This is a genomic window from Chryseobacterium sp. Leaf404, assembly GCF_001424145.1.
Classification (GTDB): Bacteria; Bacteroidota; Bacteroidia; order Flavobacteriales; family Weeksellaceae; genus Chryseobacterium.
In genome coordinates this window covers 286,196-306,376 of sequence record NZ_LMQM01000012.1, presented here as the reverse complement: position 1 = coordinate 306,376, position 20,181 = coordinate 286,196, and the positions used below count along the sequence as shown (strand labels likewise).

At 36.9% G+C, this 20,181-nt stretch carries 21 protein-coding genes and 1 other RNA gene; 12 read left to right on the top strand and 10 right to left on the bottom strand.

The window, feature by feature from the left end:
• Nucleotides 1-23: 23 nt before the first annotated feature.
• From ASG31_RS13010 to ASG31_RS13000, 3 genes are all read right to left on the bottom strand, one after another.
• Nucleotides 24-566 carry a GNAT family N-acetyltransferase gene (locus ASG31_RS13010; RefSeq protein WP_056033276.1) on the bottom strand — a complete coding sequence of 181 codons (543 nt, stop codon included), beginning with the start codon at nucleotides 564-566 and terminating at the stop codon, nucleotides 24-26.
• A complete protein-coding gene (locus ASG31_RS13005) occupies nucleotides 563-976 on the bottom strand; it encodes a hypothetical protein (RefSeq protein WP_056033274.1) in 414 nt (137 codons plus the stop codon). Before ASG31_RS13005 ends, ASG31_RS13010 begins: the two co-directional genes overlap by 4 nt.
• Before the next feature lie 360 nt (nucleotides 977-1,336).
• Nucleotides 1,337-3,433 (bottom strand): M3 family metallopeptidase, encoded by a 2,097-nt coding sequence (locus tag ASG31_RS13000; protein WP_056033272.1) that lies wholly within the window; start codon nucleotides 3,431-3,433, stop codon nucleotides 1,337-1,339.
• A 171-nt stretch (nucleotides 3,434-3,604) separates the two neighbouring features.
• Here ASG31_RS13000 and ASG31_RS12995 point away from each other — a divergent pair, with 171 nt between their 5' ends.
• The 3 genes from ASG31_RS12995 to ASG31_RS12985 all read left to right on the top strand — a co-directional run bounded on the left by ASG31_RS12995 (nucleotide 3,605) and on the right by ASG31_RS12985 (nucleotide 5,049).
• Nucleotides 3,605-4,138 carry an SRPBCC family protein gene (locus tag ASG31_RS12995; protein ID WP_231433735.1) on the top strand — a complete coding sequence of 178 codons (534 nt, stop codon included), beginning with the start codon at nucleotides 3,605-3,607 and terminating at the stop codon, nucleotides 4,136-4,138.
• Between the two features lie 150 nt (nucleotides 4,139-4,288).
• The gene (locus tag ASG31_RS12990; protein ID WP_056033270.1) at nucleotides 4,289-4,513 is read left to right on the top strand and encodes a hypothetical protein; all 225 of its coding nucleotides are present in this window, start codon (nucleotides 4,289-4,291) and stop codon (nucleotides 4,511-4,513) included.
• Nucleotides 4,514-4,599: 86 nt separating this feature from the next.
• The gene (locus ASG31_RS12985) at nucleotides 4,600-5,049 is read left to right on the top strand and encodes a hypothetical protein (protein WP_056033268.1); all 450 of its coding nucleotides are present in this window, start codon (nucleotides 4,600-4,602) and stop codon (nucleotides 5,047-5,049) included.
• 152 nt (nucleotides 5,050-5,201) lie between these two features.
• Here ASG31_RS12985 and ASG31_RS18390 read toward each other — a convergent pair whose 3' ends face one another.
• Nucleotides 5,202-5,414, bottom strand: a complete 213-nt coding sequence (locus tag ASG31_RS18390) for a hypothetical protein (protein WP_117585849.1) — start codon at nucleotides 5,412-5,414, stop codon at nucleotides 5,202-5,204.
• Nucleotides 5,415-5,453: 39 nt separating this feature from the next.
• Here ASG31_RS18390 and ASG31_RS12980 point away from each other — a divergent pair, with 39 nt between their 5' ends.
• The 3 genes from ASG31_RS12980 to rimM all read left to right on the top strand — a co-directional run bounded on the left by ASG31_RS12980 (nucleotide 5,454) and on the right by rimM (nucleotide 7,549).
• The gene (locus ASG31_RS12980) at nucleotides 5,454-5,966 is read left to right on the top strand and encodes a nitroreductase (protein WP_056033265.1); all 513 of its coding nucleotides are present in this window, start codon (nucleotides 5,454-5,456) and stop codon (nucleotides 5,964-5,966) included.
• A gap of 394 nt (nucleotides 5,967-6,360) precedes the next feature.
• Nucleotides 6,361-6,924, top strand: coding sequence for a 30S ribosomal protein S16 (locus ASG31_RS12970; RefSeq protein WP_056033259.1), 564 nt, complete (start codon nucleotides 6,361-6,363; stop codon nucleotides 6,922-6,924).
• Nucleotides 6,925-7,006: 82 nt separating this feature from the next.
• Nucleotides 7,007-7,549: a ribosome maturation factor RimM gene (rimM, locus tag ASG31_RS12965; protein ID WP_056033257.1), complete on the top strand. Its 543-nt coding sequence runs from the start codon at nucleotides 7,007-7,009 to the stop codon at nucleotides 7,547-7,549.
• A 72-nt stretch (nucleotides 7,550-7,621) separates the two neighbouring features.
• Here the strand turns inward: rimM and ASG31_RS12960 are convergent, their stop codons facing one another.
• Together ASG31_RS12960 and ASG31_RS12955 are read right to left on the bottom strand one after the other, a co-directional pair.
• A complete protein-coding gene (locus ASG31_RS12960; protein ID WP_056033255.1) occupies nucleotides 7,622-8,023 on the bottom strand; it encodes a GlcG/HbpS family heme-binding protein in 402 nt (133 codons plus the stop codon).
• 122 nt (nucleotides 8,024-8,145) lie between these two features.
• The gene (locus tag ASG31_RS12955; protein ID WP_056033252.1) at nucleotides 8,146-9,090 is read right to left on the bottom strand and encodes a hypothetical protein; all 945 of its coding nucleotides are present in this window, start codon (nucleotides 9,088-9,090) and stop codon (nucleotides 8,146-8,148) included.
• Between the two features lie 104 nt (nucleotides 9,091-9,194).
• Here ASG31_RS12955 and ASG31_RS12950 point away from each other — a divergent pair, with 104 nt between their 5' ends.
• The 4 genes from ASG31_RS12950 to rpoN all read left to right on the top strand — a co-directional run bounded on the left by ASG31_RS12950 (nucleotide 9,195) and on the right by rpoN (nucleotide 13,789).
• Complete coding sequence (locus ASG31_RS12950) at nucleotides 9,195-9,737, top strand: hypothetical protein (protein ID WP_056033250.1); 543 nt, start codon at nucleotides 9,195-9,197, stop codon at nucleotides 9,735-9,737.
• 4 nt (nucleotides 9,738-9,741) lie between these two features.
• On the top strand, nucleotides 9,742-10,341 hold the full coding sequence (locus tag ASG31_RS12945) for a CDP-alcohol phosphatidyltransferase family protein (RefSeq protein WP_056033247.1): 600 nt from the start codon (nucleotides 9,742-9,744) through the stop codon (nucleotides 10,339-10,341).
• A gap of 135 nt (nucleotides 10,342-10,476) precedes the next feature.
• Entirely contained in the window at nucleotides 10,477-11,925 is a 1,449-nt protein-coding gene (asnS, locus tag ASG31_RS12940) for an asparagine--tRNA ligase (protein WP_056033245.1), read from the top strand.
• A gap of 400 nt (nucleotides 11,926-12,325) precedes the next feature.
• Entirely contained in the window at nucleotides 12,326-13,789 is a 1,464-nt protein-coding gene (rpoN, locus tag ASG31_RS12935; protein ID WP_056033242.1) for an RNA polymerase factor sigma-54, read from the top strand.
• A 61-nt stretch (nucleotides 13,790-13,850) separates the two neighbouring features.
• Here the strand turns inward: rpoN and ASG31_RS12930 are convergent, their stop codons facing one another.
• Nucleotides 13,851-14,525, bottom strand: a complete 675-nt coding sequence (locus ASG31_RS12930; RefSeq protein ID WP_056033238.1) for a hypothetical protein — start codon at nucleotides 14,523-14,525, stop codon at nucleotides 13,851-13,853.
• A complete protein-coding gene (locus tag ASG31_RS12925; RefSeq protein WP_231433736.1) occupies nucleotides 14,518-15,084 on the bottom strand; it encodes an RNA polymerase sigma factor in 567 nt (188 codons plus the stop codon). Before ASG31_RS12925 ends, ASG31_RS12930 begins: the two co-directional genes overlap by 8 nt.
• Nucleotides 15,085-15,372: 288 nt before the next feature.
• On the opposite strand from ASG31_RS12925, the gene rnpB reads away from it, so the two are divergent.
• Nucleotides 15,373-15,698, top strand: an RNA gene (gene rnpB / locus ASG31_RS14260) — RNase P RNA component class A.
• A gap of 155 nt (nucleotides 15,699-15,853) precedes the next feature.
• Here the strand turns inward: rnpB and ASG31_RS12920 are convergent.
• Both ASG31_RS12920 and ASG31_RS12915 read right to left on the bottom strand, forming a co-directional pair.
• Nucleotides 15,854-16,723 carry a polyphosphate kinase 2 family protein gene (locus ASG31_RS12920; RefSeq protein WP_056033235.1) on the bottom strand — a complete coding sequence of 290 codons (870 nt, stop codon included), beginning with the start codon at nucleotides 16,721-16,723 and terminating at the stop codon, nucleotides 15,854-15,856.
• 80 nt (nucleotides 16,724-16,803) lie between these two features.
• The gene (locus tag ASG31_RS12915) at nucleotides 16,804-17,343 is read right to left on the bottom strand and encodes a DUF1573 domain-containing protein (protein WP_056033232.1); all 540 of its coding nucleotides are present in this window, start codon (nucleotides 17,341-17,343) and stop codon (nucleotides 16,804-16,806) included.
• 126 nt (nucleotides 17,344-17,469) lie between these two features.
• Between ASG31_RS12915 and ASG31_RS12910 the strand changes: the two genes are divergently transcribed.
• A complete protein-coding gene (locus ASG31_RS12910) occupies nucleotides 17,470-20,172 on the top strand; it encodes a valine--tRNA ligase (protein ID WP_056033229.1) in 2,703 nt (900 codons plus the stop codon).
• The last annotated feature ends 9 nt before the right edge of the window (nucleotides 20,173-20,181 follow it).

The window sequence follows — 20,181 nt, the reverse complement described above, 5'->3', positions numbered from 1 at the left end:
GAATTGATTTTAGAATGCACAAATTAATCTGATTTTTTCCAAGCGGTCTTTTCAATTTGAAACCAATCCATCGTATTTCCGGAGTATTCAATCTGTTTTTTGAAAGTCATCCCGTTTTTCAGAGCAACGTTTTTCGAATCTAAATTTTCAGGATGAATAATTGAAATTAAGCGGTTGTGAAAATCATTTTCGAAAGCAAAATCTCTGCATTTTTTTGCTGCTTCAATCGCAAAACCCTGTCTACGAAATTGCGGAAGAATAGAGTAGGCAATCTCCAGTTCAAACTCATTTTCGACTTCACGAACCAATAATCCACATTGTCCGATGAGCTGATCAGTTTCCTTTAAAATCAAAACGTTTTGTCCGCCAAGATTGTTTTCGTAGCGGTGGAAAGTCCATTCAAACCATTTTTCGCAGCGTTCTTCTGGCGTTCTAAAAGCATGCATTCCGAGTATTTTTACGGTGTGCTGGTCTTTGAATAGTTCCAGCCAGATTTCAAAATCGGAAGGTTGTAGTTTTCGGAAGTGGAGGCGAGAGGTTTGTAGGTGGGTGAGGAGGTATCTCATTTTACTTTTTCTAAAATTTCAGTGCAAGCATTTCGGTCTTCATTACAAGAGTATTCTAGAACTACATATTTTTTTCCTGTTTCCACAATTTCATATTTTGTCTTTCTACCGACGTAATGAATGTTGTCCTGGGATGTAAGTTTCGTTTTAATTTTCTTGATCTCAGTCTCAAATGTACACTTATCAATCATTTTTAAAGAACTTTCAATGATGATTTTTCTGTCTCCCCAAATTTCAATCATCTTATTTTTGCGAAATTTTATTTTTAGAGTTTTTTTATCATCTCTGGCAAAATTTCCATGATCAATTAAATTGCAGTTGAGGATTCTATCTGAATCAGGAAAATAATTTCTTCTTTGAGAAAAACTTTTAATGGAAAAAAGTAGTAACAAGCTTGACAATGTTTTCATAATGGATAGTTTTGTCAAAAATAATAAAGTTTGAAGTATTTAAGATGAAAATCATAGACTTTCAAAAACTACTCTGCTCTTCTCAGTAATTAAATAACTGACTTCAAATATCTAATGTGTTTGGAGCTTTTGTGACTTTTCAAAGAAAAACTCCAAAAAAGCATTTTGCTTCATGGAGTTTACAATATTTTTATCGCATATCGGTAATACTTGATATTTAGTTTTGAACGGTTTGTTTGTCATTCCGTAGGAATCTAGACTATTTAAATTTCAGTGTGTTGAGATTCCTCCGGAATGACAAAGTGACTGCTGATTTTTGCCTATTAATTAGAACGGATATTTATGTATTTTAGAAAAATTCTACCCAAACGCCCTCTTCAGCAAACTCTCAACCTTCGGCTCACTTCCTCTGAAATTTTTGTACAATTCCATCGGGTCTTTTGTTCCGCCTGAAGAAAGCAATACTTTAAATTTTGCTGCCGTTTCAGGATTGAAAATTCCGGTTTCTTTAAAATACTGGAAGGCATCGGCATCCAAAACTTCTGCCCATTTGTAAGAATAATATCCCGCAGAATATCCCCCCTGAAAAATATGTGAAAAGCTCGGACTCATCGCTGTTTCAGGATTTACAGGATACAATTGAGTTGCTTTGGTGTATGAATCCTCAAACTCCTTCACACTCAAACGCTCCAAGTCTCCAACTTTTGTGTGGTAATTCATGTCCAAAATCCCGAAACCAAGCTGTCTCATCGTCTGGTAACCTTCCATAAAGTTTTTCGACAAAGCAATTTTCTCAATCTTTGCATCAGGAAGAACTTCGCCGGTTTTGTAATGTTCGGCAAAAGTTTTCAAAAATTCAGGTTCGTAGCAGAAATTTTCCAGAAACTGAGAAGGTAATTCTACAAAATCCCATTTCACCGAAGTTCCGGAAAGGTTAGGATATTGCGTGTTCGCCATCATTCCGTGCAGCGCATGACCAAACTCATGGAACAATGTCGTGACTTCTTGAAACGTCAGCAAACTCGGTGTATCTTTCGTTGGCTTGCTGAAATTACATACAATTGAAATATGCGGACGGGAATTTTCACCATCTTTCTGATACTGGTTTTTATAGCTCGTCATCCACGCTCCGGCACGCTTGCCTTTTCTTGGAAAATAATCTACGTAAAGCAAGGCTTTAAATCCCGCTGGCTGCTGACTATTGGCGTCTTGCGTTTTGCGTCCATCTTCCATCCTCCAACTTCCATCTTCCATCTCCCCGCTTCCCGCTTCATAAACTTCATAAACCTTCACATCTTCATGATATTTCGGAACATCATTTCTTTCCACAAAGGTCAGCCCGAAAAGCTGTTTTGATAATCCGAAAACCGCTTCCTGAACCTGCTCTAGTGGAAAATAAGGTTTAAGTTCTTCATCGTTTAAATCATATTTTGCTTTTCGGAGTTTTTCTGCATAAAAAGCATGGTCGTAACCCTGCATTTCGTCGATGCCATCAGCTTTCGCAAGAGGTTTTAATTCTTCAATTTCTTTTTCTGCGTACGGTTTTGCTTTTACCAGAAGTTCATTCAGAAAGTCGATTACTTTCGTTGGAGATTTTGCCATTCTTTCTTCGAGAACATAATCTGCGTAATTTGAATAACCTAAAAGTTCAGCTTTCTGCTGTTTTAAGTTCAGCAATTCTTTTATTAAATTCTGATTGTCAAATTCGCCGCCGTCAAAAGATTTTTTACCGTTCGCTGATGCGATTTCCTTTCTTAATTCACGGTTTTCAGCATAAGTCATAAACGGGATATAGCTTGGATACTGCAAAGTAACTACCCAGCCTTCCAGATTTCTCTCTTTGGCTTCTTCCGCATACTGCCCGATAACCGCTTCGGGAACTCCCGCTAAATCTTCTTTGCTTGTGATGTGTTTAAAATAATTATTGGTTGAAGCTAACACATTTTGCCCGAACTGAAGCGATTTTAAAGATAAATCCATGTTGATTTTCTTTAATTTTTCCTTGTCTTCCTCATTTAAAAGCGCGCCGCTTCTTACAAAACCTTTGTAGGTTTCATCCAAAAGCATTTGCTGTTCTTCGTTCAGACTGTACTTTTCTTTTTGGTCGTAAACTTTTTTTATTTTATTAAACAGAGCTTCGTTTTGAGAAATCTTTGAAGAATACTCTGTTAAAATTGGTGAAACTTCCTGAGCAATCTGCTGTAATTCATCGCTGGTTTCGGCAGAATTCAAATTAAAAAAGATATTGGAAACTCTGTCCAGCTGTTCGCCCGAAAAAGCCAGAGCTTCTACAGTGTTTTCAAAGGTTGGTTCGTCTGAATTGTTGATGATTGAGTCGATTTCTGCTTCAGATTTTTCAATTAAATCTTTAAAAGCGGGAAGGTAATCTTCATTTTTAATCTGGTCAAACGGCGCTGAATGATATGGTGTGTTGAATTTTTCTGTTAAAATATTCATTGATTTATTTTTTAGGGTAAATTTAATTAATTGAATCGTATATTAAACTCAAATAAGATGCCTCGTGAAAAGATTCTGACAAAAATGCTTCATTTTGATATTATCTTGTCATAAGAAAAGAAAGATATGTTTAAAAAGATATAATTTTGATTTCTATTTAAAAATCAAACTATGAAAACATTTTTAAAAATTATCGGAGGAATAATCATTTTACTGGTGGTGTATGCAGCGGTTGCCATGTTGGCTTTCGGTGAAAATTATCATTTCGAGAAATCTGTCGTCATTAATGCTCCCAAAGAAAAAGTATGGCAACAGATTAGCTCCATGAAATCTTTCAACAGCTGGAATCCTTGGATGAAACTGGATAAAAATATGAAGGTCGTGTACAGCGGAAATTCCGGGGAAGTGGGCGACAAATACTGTTGGGACAGTAAAAATAACGACGCTGGAGCGGGTTGTCAGGAAATTAAAGAACTCATCCCGAACGAAAAGCAAAGAACAGAAATGATTTTCAAAAGACCTTTTGAAGGACAGTCAACCTCTGACATGGTTTTGACATCTCAAGGAAATGCTACAAAAGTCACCTGGACGATGGATACCAGGCAGGAAACGTGGATTAAACTGATGCGCCCGATGATGGATTACCAGATGGGGAAATCTTACGATGAAGGTTTTGCCAATCTGAAAGCTCTGGTTGAGAAATAAGCCCTGTCGGCATTGATATTTAAGACTGTTTCTAATTTTTTGGAAGCAGTTTTTTTGTTAAAAATTACTAATGAGTACTTCCGAATTATAATCTTTAGTTAAAGTTTAGAACCGATATAAAATAAAATATATTTTTGAAAAAAATATTTAATGAAAAAGGAGTACTTATTGTTTATTGCTGTCTGCTTAAGCTTTTTGTCTGCATCCTGTACAGTGAAGCCGGGAAAAGAAACGAATGCAAATTATCAGGATAAAAATTACATGGAAGGTAATCAGAGTGACATGGACAGAAATGTTCAGCAAATGCAGAAAAGAAGGGAAGAAGACGACAGAAAGATTGATGCTTTAAATATTGAGCAGAACAAGCCGAAATAAAAATTTCTAAACCGTTTCTTCACAGTGGCGGTTTTTTTGATCCTGATAATTAAAAAAATATTATCTTTAGGTAAAGATTAAGATGTATGCAGAAGGCGACTTACAATAAAAATAATTTGCGGATTTTTGTGCGGGACATGATTTCAGGGAAAGTAAAAACGCTGGAGTTTTTTTTGAATTTTACCCTTGAAGCGAGCCGTGAAGTTAAAAAAACTTCGAAATACGATTCCATCCGTGAAGAAATGCAGGAAGAAATCTATCATCTGGACAAACAGATGGCGAACCTGAAAAACATGCAGCAGCAGATGAAAAAAGTCCTGATCTCGGAATCTGAGCACGCAAAATTAGGTTCATTAGTCATCACCAATAAAGCCCGTTTTTATATTTCGGTTTCCTTGGGTGAGTTTTTCTTTGAAGGCGACCGTTTCTACGCCATTTCCCCCGAAAGTCCTATGGCCAAAAAGATTATGGGAATGAAAGCTGGGGAAGAATTTACTTTGAATAAAATTTATCAGAAAATTGAGGAAGTGATTTGAAAGAGACAAGATACAAGTTAAAAAAGCCAGTAAAAAGTTAAAAGATCCTAGTGGAAGAGACAAGATACAATTTAAAAAAGCCAAGTGTAATATCTTGAATGCACAAATTTTTCACAAGTAAAATTTAATATCGTGCATTCGTGGTATGTGAATCAAAATTCATGAATATTTATCGGTGAAAATTTTGCGAAAGAAGCAGCAATATTTAATTTTGCTACGCATCCCGCATCCCGCATCCCGCATCCCGCCCCGCATCCCGCATCCCGCATCCCGCATCCCGCATCCCGCATCCCGCATCCCGCATCCCGCATCCCGCATCCCGCATCCCGCATCCCGCTTCCCGCATCCCGAAAAACTTCTGTCATCCCGCTTCCATCTTCCTGCTTTTCCCTAAATTTGTCTACATGAATAAAGCAGAAGTTTTAAAAGAGATCATTGAGCAACGCAGAAGTATTTTCCCGAAAGATTACAGTAAACCGGAAATTTCTCCGGAGATTTTGGATGAGATTTTGAATTCGGCGACGTTTGCTCCCAATCATAAACGAACAAAACCCTGGCGTTTTAAAATTTTTAAAGGTGAAGAGAAAGCGAAATTGGCTTTAGAAATGCAGCAAATCTATAAATCAACTCAGGCGCCACAGGTTTTTCTGGAGAAGAAATACAATGATATTGGTTTTAAGATCAATAAAGCCGATGCGGTGATTTCTATCGTTGTTAATTTCAGCGGAATGGTTCCTGAATGGGAAGAAATTGCGGCGGTATCTATGGCGGTTCAGAATATGTATCTGACCTGTACAGCGAATGGAGTAGGATGCTACTGGAGCTCACCGAAGATTGTTGATCATTTGAAAGATTCTTTGACGATTGAGGAAAACCAGAAGTGTCTGGGGCTTTTTTATTTGGGGAAGGTTGATTAATAGAGCAATGTAACAGTGTAGCAATGTGGCAGTGTAGCAATGTAACAGTGTAAGGGTGTAGTAATGTAACAGTTTGTGAAATGTCACAATTCTTTATTTAAAAGATTATGATTCTTAAATTGAGACGGGTTTTTGTCGAAGTGAAAAAATGTTGTTTGACACAAAACACCATAGCCCTGATGGGAACGGCATCCTTTTGTGATGAGGTACGAAGAGCAAAAGATATAGTGGACAGCAGGTTCCCGGCTCCTCAAGATTTGAAATTGGAAATTTGTGATTTGAAATTTAATATGTAATATGATTTTGAATTTTAGATATTGAATATTAAACTTTTTTCCTATCTTTGCACACTTAAATATTTAATCGGGACGAGTTCCCATAAAATTCAAACATTATGTCAGTAAAAATCAGATTACAAAGACACGGATCTAAAGGGAGACCTTTTTTCCACATCGTGGTTGCAGATGCAAGAGCTAGAAGAGATGGTAGATTCATCGAAAAGTTAGGTACTTACAACCCAATTACAAACCCTGCTACAATTGATTTGAACGTTGATGCTGCTGTAAAGTGGTTAAACAACGGTGCTCAACCAACTGATACGGCTAGAGCTATTCTTTCTTATAAAGGTGCTCTTTACAAAAAACACTTACAAGGTGGTGTGGCTAAAGGTGCTTTTGATGAGGCTGAAGCAGAAAAGAGATTTGCTGCATGGTTAGAGTCTAAAGATGCTAAAGTGCAAGGTAAAGTAGAAGGTTTATCTACTGCGAAAGCTGATGCTAAGAAAGCTGCTTTGGATGCTGAAGTTAAAGTAAACGAAGCCAGAGTTGCTGCTGCTGCTCAGGTAATTGCTGATGCTAAAGCTGCTGAAGAGGCTGCCAATGCACCTGCAGAAGAGGTTGCTGAAACTACTGAAGAGCCTGCTGCTGAAGCAGAAGGTACTGAAGAAACTCAGGCTTAATCTTACAACAAGATACAGAATAAAGGCACGATTTTTTCGTGTCTTTTTTAATTTAACCTTCAAGGTTTTTTATATTTGCAACATGAAAAAAGAAGATTGCTATTTTTTAGGAAAAATTACCCGCAGACACGGTCTTGCCGGAAACGTAATTCTTAAATTAGATACAGACCAACCTGAACTTTACAAAAATCTGGATTCTATTTTCGTGGAAATCAACGGTCTTTTGGTTCCTTTTTTCATTGAAAAATCTTCATGGAGTAAGCTTGATGCTCTGAATCTTGCCTTCAAAAACTCTTCTGAAGCTTTGGTAGATCAGTCTTTAGGCAAAAACGTTTATCTGCCGCTGAGTACTTTGCCGAAATTATCAGGTAACCAATTTTATTATCACGAGATTATAGGGTATGAAATTTTTGATGAGCATGATAACAATTGTGGTGTTATTCGTTCTGTAAACGACCAGACGGCTCAGAATTATTTTGTGACCAATCTGGATGGGAAAGAAGTGGTAATTCCTTTAATTAAAGACTGGATTCTTGAGGTCAACCGTGAGGAGAGATTCATCAAGATGCAGATTCCTGATGGATTGATTGATGTGTTTTTGGTGCCTTCGAAGAAGGATGAGTAAGATTTTATCATTTATAGTATAAAAAAAAAGTTGGCTTGTACGCCAACTTTTCCTTTTTTCATGTCTTATTTCTTACGAAACAGCTTCAGCACCTGCAGTTGCAACTTCGTGATCGTCTTCAACGGTGCTTCCGCTTACGCCAACGGCACCGATGATGTTTCCAGAGTTGTCTTTTATCAAAACTCCGCCCGGGAAAGTAATTAAACCGTTATTCGAATGTTCGATATTGTACAATGGCTGCCCGGGTTGAGATAGTTTCCCGATTTCACCGGTATTCATATTGAAAAAACGGGCTGTTCTTGCTTTTTTCTGAGCGATATCGATGGATCCCAGCCACGCATCATCCATTTTTGCAAAAGCTACGAGATTGGTGCCGCCGTCTACCACTGCAATGTTCATTTTTACGCCTAATTCTTTTGATTTTTCCAGAGATGCATTAATCACCTTCTGAGCCTGCTCTAATGTAATGTTCATAATTAAAAATTTTGTTGAAACAAATCTACAACAAAATGGCAGTTAATTTAATACTATTGACTTTAGATTTCAATTGCAGTTCAATATCTGTATCTAAATTTTTTTCAGTGTTGAATTTTCCCTTATAAATGGTCATCATCCATCAGTTTCTTTGTCAATTTTTCTATGCGCTCATACATCTTATTAAAAAATATTTTCCGGTCCCGATTTCCGGATGCACTCAGAGATTTTGAGTTTTTTATCTGATGTTCAAAATAATTAAATGTTTCGATGCAGGTATTCAGGTCATTAATCAAAATATATCCGAAAGTATTTAAAGGCATTGCCAGTAGAGATTTTTTTGGATGACTGAAAAATATATCATTCGAAAGCTGCATCAGTTCGTTCTCATAGATCTGATATTTGCGATTGCTGCCTGTCTTCTGTTCCACACACTCAATCAGTTCTTTTACTTCATTTAAAATAATTTCTGCTTCATTTTTTCTTAAAAGTCCTGTATCGCAGTAATATTGAATTTGCTGTAAAATGCTGGAAATCGTGGTGTCATTCCAAATCTCGATAACGTTTTGCTCTTCATATTTTTTTCTCAGTTCTTTTGTGTTGAGTTCGAAATCCGGGGGTGAGAATTCTGAGAACGGAACAAAAAACTGTTTCGCATTCAACAGATTCATCCAGACATAAATTTTAAATCTCGACAGTAAAGTATCTGAAAGCGTATAGAAAAAAGGAATATCTTTCGCCGAATAATAGATTGTCATTTCCTCCGAAAGGGGGAGTCTCTCAAAAACATTCAGGTTATTCCGGAAAAACGATTGTAAGTCTTCAGTAGAAGTTACAGGCGAAGTTTTTTGTACCACGAGCTGATTTTCTGAGCTTAAAAATCCGTTGAGAGAAATCTGATAATATTTTGCCAGCTCCAAGGCTTCCTCAAAACTGAATTTTGCTTTCAGAGAAGTTCTTCTGTGTGCCGCGTCATAGCTGATGTTGAGGATGTTGGCAATTTCATCATTCAGAGACTTGTCCCCGATTTTTTTTCTGATCTGTTTCAATAGAACGTCCTGATGCATACTTTTGCGATTTTCACAAATGTAGAGATTTATTTTAATTTTTTTTCGCATTCATAAAACTGCTTTTCAAAATTAGCTTTGATGTATAATTTAAAAATAAGGTTATGAGAAAATCAGGTTTTTATTTCATTATGCTTTTAATGATTGTGAGTTGTGCAGGGTTTAAAAATAATGATTCAATGAAAATGGATAAGGATAACGTGAAAAATATAACGGGCACTTACAGAAACTTACCGGCTACGCCAGGTGGATTTTATGTGCGGACGCTTTCAGATGTTTTCGACAGAAACACGAATATGTTTAAGTGGAAAGAAAAGTACAGTCATCAAAATGTGATTGTAAAACTTGAGCTGATTAAAAAGAATCGCCTGCATGTGGAAATTGCTGATTCGGAAAATTTTTTGTTCAGCAAAGATTTAAGAGTGAAATTAAAGAAAGACGGCTATCTGTATCTGAAGGAGAAAAGACTGATGATTGACGGAATTCCTCTTGTTTTCGGGGGATGGAATATTCAAAAATCACGTTTCGCTATTGACGCTGATCAGAATTTAATCATTCAGTCTAATTATTTCTTCTGCAACGGAATCTTTATTTTGATGAGCGACTGGAAGATGTTTCATTACCATTTAACGTTTGAAAAAATTTAAGAAGATGAAATCTATACCTTTTATCTTAATCGCGATAAGATTCATTCTGGCACCGGTTATTATCCTGCTCTCGTATTTGAGTGGTTCAGAATCCCGGTCAGTTATTTTAACATTAATGTACACCGGATTGATTACCGATATTTTCGACGGAATTATCGCCAGAAAAGCCGGAGTTTCATCTGAAAAACTAAGAAGACTAGACAGTCAGGTAGATCTGGTGTTCTGGCTTTCATTAGGTTTTGCGGCTTATTTTTTAAATCCAGCCTTAATAAAAGACGAATGGAGAAGCATTGTAATCATTTTTATCATGGAAGCGCTTTGTTACATCATAAGTTGGATGAAATTCGGGAAAGAAACCTGTACACACGCCTGGCTTTCAAAATTGTGGGGGCTGAGTCTGCTTTTAGCATTTACATTTTTGATAGGATTTCAAAATGCCGGTTGGGCTTTTAATCTGACGGTAATTTTAGGTTTTATTTCACATCTGGATGTTATCCTGATTATTTTAATTCTTCCCAAATGGCAGTACGATGTACCGAGTTCCTACCACGCCTGGAAAATCAGAAACGGGAAACAGAGAAAAAAATCTGTGTTTTTTAACTGATTTCAATTCAGAGAATGTTTTTTTAGATTAAATTACAGGATAATTTTTGAAAAGGACGGCGTAAAGTTTCATTTGCGCTGTTTTTTTGTAACTTTGCAGACATTAATTTTTAGACAAAAATTTATCAATCAACAAATGAAAAAGCAGACGATTAAAGAAGTCTTACAAGACTACAAAAAAGTATTACATCATGACATTACAGTTTACGGCTGGGTGAGAGCCTTCCGTTCAAACCGCTTTATTGCACTGAATGATGGTTCTACGATTAATAATTTGCAGATCGTCGTTGATTTTGAAAATTTTGACGAAGAAATAATCAGCAAAATAAGTACAGCTTCTTCACTGAAAGTAGTGGGTGAAGTAATAGAAAGTCAGGGAGCCGGGCAGAAGGTGGAAATTATCGCTAAAAAAATCATTATTTTAGGAGATAACTTTACGGAAGAAAGAGAGAAAACGATTCTTCAGCCCAAAAAACATGCGTTGGAAACATTGAGAGATCAGGCGCACTTAAGATTCAGAACCAATTTGTTTGGAGCAGTTTTCAGAGTACGTCACGCCGTGAGTTTTGCAATTCACTCTTTTTTCAACAAAAACCAGTTCTTTTACATCAACACGCCTATTGTTACCGGAGCCGATGCAGAGGGAGCTGGTGAAATGTTTGGTGTAACGAATTTTGATTTAAACAATATTCCAAGAGATGAGCAGGGTGACATTGATTTTGCTCAGGATTTTTTTGGCAGAAAAACAAACTTAACAGTTTCAGGACAGCTTGAAGGTGAAACTGCGGCAATGGGATTGGGAAGAATTTATACTTTCGGACCCACTTTCCGTGCAGAAAATTCTAATACAACCCGTCACTTGGCAGAATTCTGGATGATTGAGCCGGAAGTTGCTTTCAATAATCTGGAAGACAATATTGATTTGGCAGAAGATTTCCTTAAATACGTGATTCAGTATGTTTTGGATAACTGTAAAGATGATTTGGATTTCTTAGACAAACGTTTTGCAGAAGAACAAAAATCAAAGCCGGAAAAAGACAGAGCAAAAGAAGGTCTGATTGAAAAGCTGGAAAATGTAATTGCGAAGCGTTTCAAAAGAGTTTCTTACACCGAAGCTATTGAGATTTTACTGAACTCAAAAGAAAATAAAAAAGGGAAATTTGCTTATCCAATCGAAGAGTGGGGCGCAGATCTTCAGTCTGAGCACGAAAGATTTCTGGTTGAAAAACATTTTGAATGTCCGGTAGTTTTATTTGACTATCCGAAAGAAATCAAAGCATTCTACATGAAACTGAATGACGATAATAAAACGGTTGCCGCAATGGATGTACTTTTCCCTGGAATCGGCGAAATTATCGGTGGTTCAGAAAGAGAATCGAGACACGATGTTCTATTAGAGAAAATGAATGATTTCGGTGTAGATCCTCACGAGCTCTGGTGGTATCTTGATACCCGGAAATTCGGATCTGTCCCTCACGCAGGTTTTGGTTTGGGATTAGAAAGATTGGTGCTTTTTGTTACCGGTATGACTAATATCCGAGACGTCATCCCTTTCCCAAGAACTCCAAAGAGTGCAGAATTCTAGACTCAAATTCAAATTGAAATATATTAAACCGCCGAAGATTATTGATTTTTGGCGGTTTTTATTTTAAACATATTTTTAACAGGAATAATATTTACTTTTAAATGTCAGAAATGATGTCTGAATGAAAAAAGTAATGAAAAGGAAGAATTCAGATCGCAATACAAAATTTTAAAAATAAATACTTAAATTTTGTACAGTAAAAACAGAAAGGCTCAATATTTTAATCATTTAAACCTTAAATTTTAAACAACAAAAAGCCCTAACGACGTATCGCTAAAGCTTTTAAAGTTCCTAATAGTTTATTATGATATCTTTGTATCAAAAATCGTGCTAAAATTATTTTTATCGAATTTTTTTTTATAAATTCGTAGAATAACATTTACATATACCAGATACTCATATGCTGAAACAACATTTACAACTTAAGTTAGGCCAAAAACTGGCACCCCAACAAATTCAGCTGATGAAGTTGATACAGCTTCATACTCTGGAATTTGAAGAAGAACTGGAGCGTGAGCTCGAAGAAAACCCTGCGCTTGAAATTGCCAAGGAAGACAATACAGAAGAAGAATATGCTGCTCCTGATGAAACCTACGAAAGCGAAGGTAACGAAAGTATAGAAACTGATTTTGATGTTGATCAATATCTGTATGATGACGAACCAAGCTATAAAACAGCATCCAGCAACTATTCTGCAGACGATGAAGATTTTGATAATGAAAGTCTGCTTACAGAAGGGCAGTCTCTCTATAATTACCTGAACGAGCAGGTGCATCTGAGTAATATTGGAGAAGAGGATCTCAAAATCGCAGAATATATCATAGGAAATCTGGATACAGATGGTTATTTAAGAAGAGAAATCAAAGCTATTGTAGATGATTTGGCTTTCTCCCAGGGGATTTACACTACGACAGAAAAAGTGGAGGATGTGTTGGAAAACTACGTTCAGAAACTGGATCCGGCAGGTGTAGGTGCACGCAGTTTACAGGAATGTCTTCTTTTGCAGATTGAAAAGAAAGTGAGTTCTGATAAAGCTGTTTCTTTGGCGGGCAATATTCTCAGAAATCAGTTTGATGCGCTTACCAACAAGCATTACAATAAAATCATTCAGAAATATGATATTGAAGAAGAAGATTTGAAAGCTGCTTTGGAAGAAATTTCAAAATTATCTCCTAAAGTAGGCGGAAACTTCGATACACAGACCATTACCATCAACCAGGAGATTATTCCTGATTTTGTAATTCAGGTGAAAGACGGGCAGGTAATCCCGATGCTCAACAGTAAAAATGCCCCAACATTAAGAGTGAGCGAAGAATACAAAGATATTTTATCTACCTATTCTCACGATAAAAAATCTTCTGAACACAAACAGGCGGCATTATTTATCAAACAGAAACTGGATGCAGCGAAATGGTATATTGACGCAATTAACCAACGTCAGAATACCTTACTGCAAACCATTAACGCGATTGTAAAGTTTCAGAAAGCGTATTTCATTACCGGGGACGAAAAATCTCTGAGACCAATGATTCTGAAAGACATTGCAGACATCACAGGTTTTGATATCTCTACCATCTCCAGAGTAGTAAAAAGTAAATATGCAGATACACCGAACGGAATTCTTTATCTGAAAGATTTATTCTCAGATTCTTTAACAAACGATGACGGTGAAGAAGTTTCTACCAAAGAGATCAAGCACCATCTGCAGGAAGTAATCAGCAAGGAAAACAAACGCAAGCCGCTTACAGACGATGCTTTGGTTGTGATGCTGAAGGAACAGGGGTACAATATCGCCAGAAGAACAATTGCCAAGTACCGCGAACAGCTCAATATTCCGGTAGCGAGACTGAGAAAAGAATTATAGAAAAACAAAAAAGCATTTCAAACCGAAATGCTTTTTTTATGCTTAAAATTGATTTCTAAAATTAATTTTCCTGAGAATCAATCTCTTTCAGCTGTTTCAGGCTTTTATCAAGTCTTCCCATGATGATTCCGTACACCAGCCTGTAATAAAGCCAGATTAATACCACGCAGAGAAGAGTGCTGATGATAATTGCCGTGATGAAACCGTTTTTGGACGAAGAATCCACCTTTATCTGCTGATGATTGATCACATAAAATACAAAACCGGTGAAAACAGTGGTAAATAAGACAAACAAAAGAATATTTGTGACAATAAACGCATTTACAGTTTTTTTAAAACCAATAATTCTGGTGATGAATGCTTTCAGATCTTCCTGAATTTTAATTTTTCTGTAATTCTTATAAAATTTTATAACGAAATATCCTGTCACAAATAAAGTGGTAATCTTGATAATTAAATATATCGTTTCAAGATGATCTCTGAGTTCCTCATTCTCTGCCACACCTAATCTTTGTAAAAGTGCCATAAATGAATTGGAATCTTTATCCTGAATAATATAATAAAACCCAAACAGGGTGAAAAATAGAAACTCTGCCGCACTGATCCAGAAAATATATTTCATGTAATTGCGGGACTTTCTGTTAAGCATCTTCAAGATCTCACTGTCATCATACCTGTTTTCTGCAGGTTGCTTTTGCCAGGTGCTTTTAAGGCTGTCTAAATCAAAATCAGGCATATTTTTCCATCTTTTCTTTAAGAATTTTCTTGAGTCTGTTCATTTTTACACGGGCATTCACTTCTGTAATCCCAAGGTTCTCAGCAATATCTCTGTACGGGAGATCGTCCAGATACATCATCACAATCGCCCTTTCCACATTGGGCAGTGTTTTGATCACCTGATAAAGGAGAGAAATCTGTTGCTGTTTGTCGTCATTATCATCTTCATAATCCCTCAGGTTGATATCGAGCTCGTTGGTGGGAAGTGATCTGCTTTTTTTTCGGAACAGGGTGATGGCGGTATTCAGTGCCACACGGTACATCCAGGTAGAGATTTTAGAATTTCCTTTAAAAGAATCGTAGCTTTTCCAGAGCTGGAGTACAATTTCCTGAAAAAGATCTTCCTCATCCTCCAGAGAATTGGTATATAGACGCGAAACCTTAATAATCAAACCCTGATTATTCTTGATGAGCTGCGCAAATTCTTTTTCTCTGGTCAATGTTTCCTTTTTTTCAGCTGCACGAAGATATGATATAATTTGAAAGTTTGAAAATTTACTAATTTGAAAATGAAACATGCAGCTTGTTTTTAAAATGAAGAGTAGCCTTAATTCATTATCGGAAGAACATTCAGTAGACATTGCTGCCATTACAGCAAACGAAAAAACCTTCACAAGATTGCGAGGTTAGAGAAAGTACGATGATGTGGAGAATACGGGGATTTAACCCATAACCTTTAGACTGCCAGTCTAACACCAAGTAATGCGTGAACTGAAAATTATAAATAATCTATGAATTATAAAGCTTAATAAAAATTTTCAAATTATCTCATTATCAGATTTTCAAATTATCTATCTTTGCACCCACGAGAAAACCGGCCTGTTGATTCTCATTTTTTTGAGGGTAGGAAAGTCCGGACACCATAGGGCAGCAAAGCGGATAACATCCGTCATCTGTGAAGATAGGACCAGTGCAACAGAAAGTATGTACAGTTCGGCTGTAGTGAAACCAGGTAAACTCTTTGCGGTGCAATGGTAAGTATATCGGTGCTTTTCAGAAATGAAAATAGGGGCGGCCCGTCCTGAAAACCGAGGGGTCATCAGCTCAAGTTTTGCAGCAATGTACAACGTAGATAAATAACAGGCGTCCCGTTTTCGGGATACAGAATCCGGCTTACAGGTTTTCTCGTGGTTTTTTTGTGATGGACGCGGGATGCTGGGTGCTGGATGATTGAATCGCACATCTCTCTTTCACTGCTTATTTTTTACCTGACTCTTTCAAAATTTTAGAAATTCATACTATTTTAGTATTACACTTGCCTCTTTTTACTTTTACTTTGTCTCTTCCTTACTCACTTTCCAGCTGTTTTTTAGCTTCATCCAAGCCTTTTTTATCTTCTTCAGACAGTTCAGGAAATTTCAAATCCATTTTTTCTAAAGTTTCTATAATAATCTGAATCGCTGCCAGCCTTGCAAACCATTTGTTATCCGCCGGAATTACATGCCACGGTGCATCGTCTTTTGAGGTTTCGTTGATCGCTGTTTCGTAGCAATCCATATATTTATCAAACAAAGCTCTTTCCGGAAGATCTGCAGAAGAAAATTTCCAGTTTTTTTCCTGCTCGTTGATTCTGTCCAGAAGCCTCGTCTTTTGTTCATCTTTAGAAATATTAAGGAAAATTTTAATGATGGTTGTGCCGTTATGTGCTAAATGTTGTTCATAATTACGGATGCTTTCGTATCGATTTTCCCAGAATTTTTCGTCAAAATCTTTCACAGAGCTCCAGGTTTTCTCGCTCAGATTGTATTCAGGATGTACTTTACATACCAAAACACTTTCGTAATGTGAACGGTTAAAAATCCCGATCATTCCCTTTTGTGGCAGTGCTGTATAATGTCTCCAGAGAAAATCATGCGAATATTCTTTAGGGCTTGGTGTTTTGAAGCTTGTAACATTACATCCCTGAGGATTTACACCTCCGAAAACATGCTCAATTAAAGAATCTTTTCCTGCAGCATCCATTGCCTGAAGAACTACTAAAAGCGACTTGCTTCCGTCAGCATACAGTTTTTCCTGAAGGTCACGAAGTTTTTCTTTTTCCTTCATAATCATTTCTAAACCTTCCTCTTTCGTAAGTTTGCCTTTGTAAGAAGTTTCTGCTTTTTTAATTGAAAATTTGCCGTTTACTTTAAATTCGTCTGAAAAATCGCTATTCATTATTTTAATATTTTATCTAAAATAGCAAAAAAAACCATCCCTTTGAGAGATGGTTTTATATAAAGTTTTAATTTTTAAAATTAATTAGCCGCTTTTGCTGCTTTTCTTGCCGCTCTTTTAGCTTCCTTTTCTGCTTTTTTAGCCTCTTTGGCTGCAATTTTAGCTGCTTTTTTTTCTGCTTCCTGCTCAGCTTTTAATTCTTCCGGAGTAAGAACTTTTGCCTCAACTACTGGTTCAGGAGCTGGATCTGCAGCGTTAGGGTCTACATTTCCTTTAATATAGATAATGCTTCTGCTGTTCACAGGGTCATTAGAAAACACTTCAATCATTTTTGTAAAAGGTCCTGCCAAAGCAGTGTTGTATCCTACCTTAATTTTTGCAGATTTTCCCGGTAAAATAGGATCCTGGCTCCATTCTGGGGTTGTACATCCGCAAGATGGTTTTACATTTGAAAGAACCAAAGGCTTGTCTCCGGTGTTCGTCACTGTAAAAAATCTTGTACCGTCAGATCCCGGTTTAATGTTTCCGTACTCGAAGGTAGTATTGTCGAAAGTTATGGTTTGTGCAGATGCAAAAGCAACTGTTCCTAAAAAAGCGATTCCAGCTAGTAAGTTTTTCATATACTTAAAGTTAATATGTATGTTAGATAATTTTGAGGAACAAAGTTAAAAATTATTTTAATTAGTGCTTACATTTTTTTACTTTAAACTATTTTTGCAAATTGTAAGATAAAGAAATTAGAATTTATGCAGATTTCAGAAAAATATAATCCTCAGGAAACAGAACAGAAATGGTACAGATACTGGCTGGAAAACAAATATTTCCACTCAGAGCCTAACGAGAAGCCACCTTACACGATTGTAATTCCGCCGCCAAACGTTACCGGAATTCTGCACATGGGGCACATGTTGAATAATACCATTCAGGATATTCTCGTTCGCCGCGCAAGAATGCAGGGGTTTAATGCATGCTGGGTTCCAGGCACAGACCACGCTTCAATTGCAACAGAAGCAAAGGTGGTTGCCAAACTGAAATCTGAAGGAATCAATAAATCTGATATCTCCCGTGAAGAATTTCTGAAACACGCCTGGGAATGGACAGATAAATACGGCGGAACTATTCTTGAACAGCTGAAAAAATTAGGCTGCTCATGTGACTGGGACAGAACCCGTTTCACCATGGAAGAATCTCTTTCTCAGCAGGTAATCAAATCTTTTGTTGATTTATACAATAAAGGTTTAATTTACCGTGGATACAGGATGGTAAACTGGGATCCTGAAGCAAAAACCAATATTTCTGATGAAGAAGTAATCTTTAAAGAACAAAACGGAAAATTATATTTCCTGAAGTATAAAATCGAGGGTACCGAAGAATTCCTTTCTGTTGCTACAACGCGTCCGGAAACGATTTTTGGAGACACCGCAGTTTGTATCAATCCAAATGATGAAAGATATGCTCATTTGAAAGGTAAAAATGTAATTGTACCGATTGTAAACAGAGTCATTCCGATAATTGAAGACGAATACGTAGATATTGAATTCGGAACTGGAGCATTAAAAATTACACCTGCGCACGACATCAATGACTACGAAATTGGGAAAAAGCACCATCTTCCGATGATTGACTCTCTGGATGATGACGGAAATCTGAATGAGCACGGACTGCATTATGCCGGAAAAAACAGATTTGATGTAAGAAAGCAAATCGCCAAAGAATTAGAAGAAAAGAATCTTTTACTGAAAGCAGAAGATTATGCCAATAAAGTAGGAACTTCCGAAAGAACAGGTGCTGTGATTGAACCTAAAGTTTCTGTTCAGTGGTTTCTGAAAATGTCTGAAATTGGAAAACCAGCTTTGGATGTTGTGATGGATGATGAAGTAAAATTTTATCCTGAAAAATTCAAAAACACCTACAAATACTGGATGGAAAACATCCGCGACTGGAATATTTCCCGTCAGCTCTGGTGGGGACAGCAGATTCCTGCATTCTATTACGGTGAAGGCGAAAATGATTTCGTAGTTGCCGAAAACATCGAAGAAGCTTTAACCTTAGCAAGAGAGAAAATTTCCAACTCCGAGCTTTCAGCTTCCAGCTTGAGACAAGACGAAGACGCCCTCGATACATGGTTCTCTTCATGGTTGTGGCCAATGTCAGTTTTTGACGGAATTAATAACCCTGATAATAAAGACATCAATTATTATTACCCAACTTCAGATCTGGTAACCGGTCCGGATATTATTTTCTTCTGGGTAGCAAGGATGATCATGGCAGGTCTGGAATACAAAAAAGAAATTCCTTTCCAAAATGTTTATTTTACGGGTATTGTAAGAGATAAAATCGGCAGAAAAATGTCTAAATCTCTTGGAAATTCACCGGATCCTTTGGATCTGATAGAACGTTACGGTGCTGATGCCGTAAGAGTGGGGATTATGATGAGTTCCGCTGCCGGAAACGATTTAAAGTTTGATTCTGAGCAGATTGATGAGGAAGGAAATGTTTTAACAGAAAAAAAGGTAAAACAGAGAATGGAGGAAGGTAAAGTAGCTATTTACACTTCGCCACTTTGTGATCTGGGTAGAAATTTCGGAACAAAAATCTGGAACGCTTTCCGTCTGATCAACATGTGGAATCACGAAGATAAACCCGCTAATCAAACTGAATTGCAGACAATTGAATGGTTTGAAAATCAACTGGATAAAACGATTGCTGAAGTGAATGACCAGTTCAGTAAATTCAGGATTTCTGATGCTTTAAATTTACTTCAGAAACTTGTAAAAGATGATTTCTGCGGTTGGTATCTGGAAGCCATCAAACCTAATTATGGCGAAGGTATTTCTAAAGTAGTGTACAGTAAAACAATTCATTTATTTGAAGAGCTGATGAAATTGCTGCATCCGTTCATGCCATTCTTAACAGAAGAATTGTGGCAGGCGATTTCAGAAAGAAAAGCTGAAGATGCACTGGTTATTTCTCAGCAAAAGAAAGCAGCACCTTATAACGAGGATCTTATTAAAAAGTTTGAAACCGCTCAGAACTTTATCTCAGGAATAAGAAACTACCGTCAGACCAAAGGAATTTCTCCCAAGGAAGCTGCCGAAATTTATACCAACGCAACCGAAATTGCCAATGAATCTGTTATCAGAAAACTGGCCAATGTTTCAGAAATTCATTTCGGGACAAAAACAGATAAGCCAAGCTTTACATTTTTGGTTGGTTCAATGGAAGTTTCAATTCCTTTAAGTGAAAATTTAGACTTGGGAGAAGAAAAAACGAAAACAGAAGAAGAAATTAAATATCTAAAAGGCTTCCTGATTTCTGTAGACAAAAAACTTTCCAATGAGAAATTTGTAGCCAACGCAAAACCGGAAGTTGTAGAGTCTGAGCGTAAAAAACAAAAAGATGCGCAGGATAAAATTGCAATTCTTGAAGAGAAACTAAAAACTTTGTAGGGTGAAGGA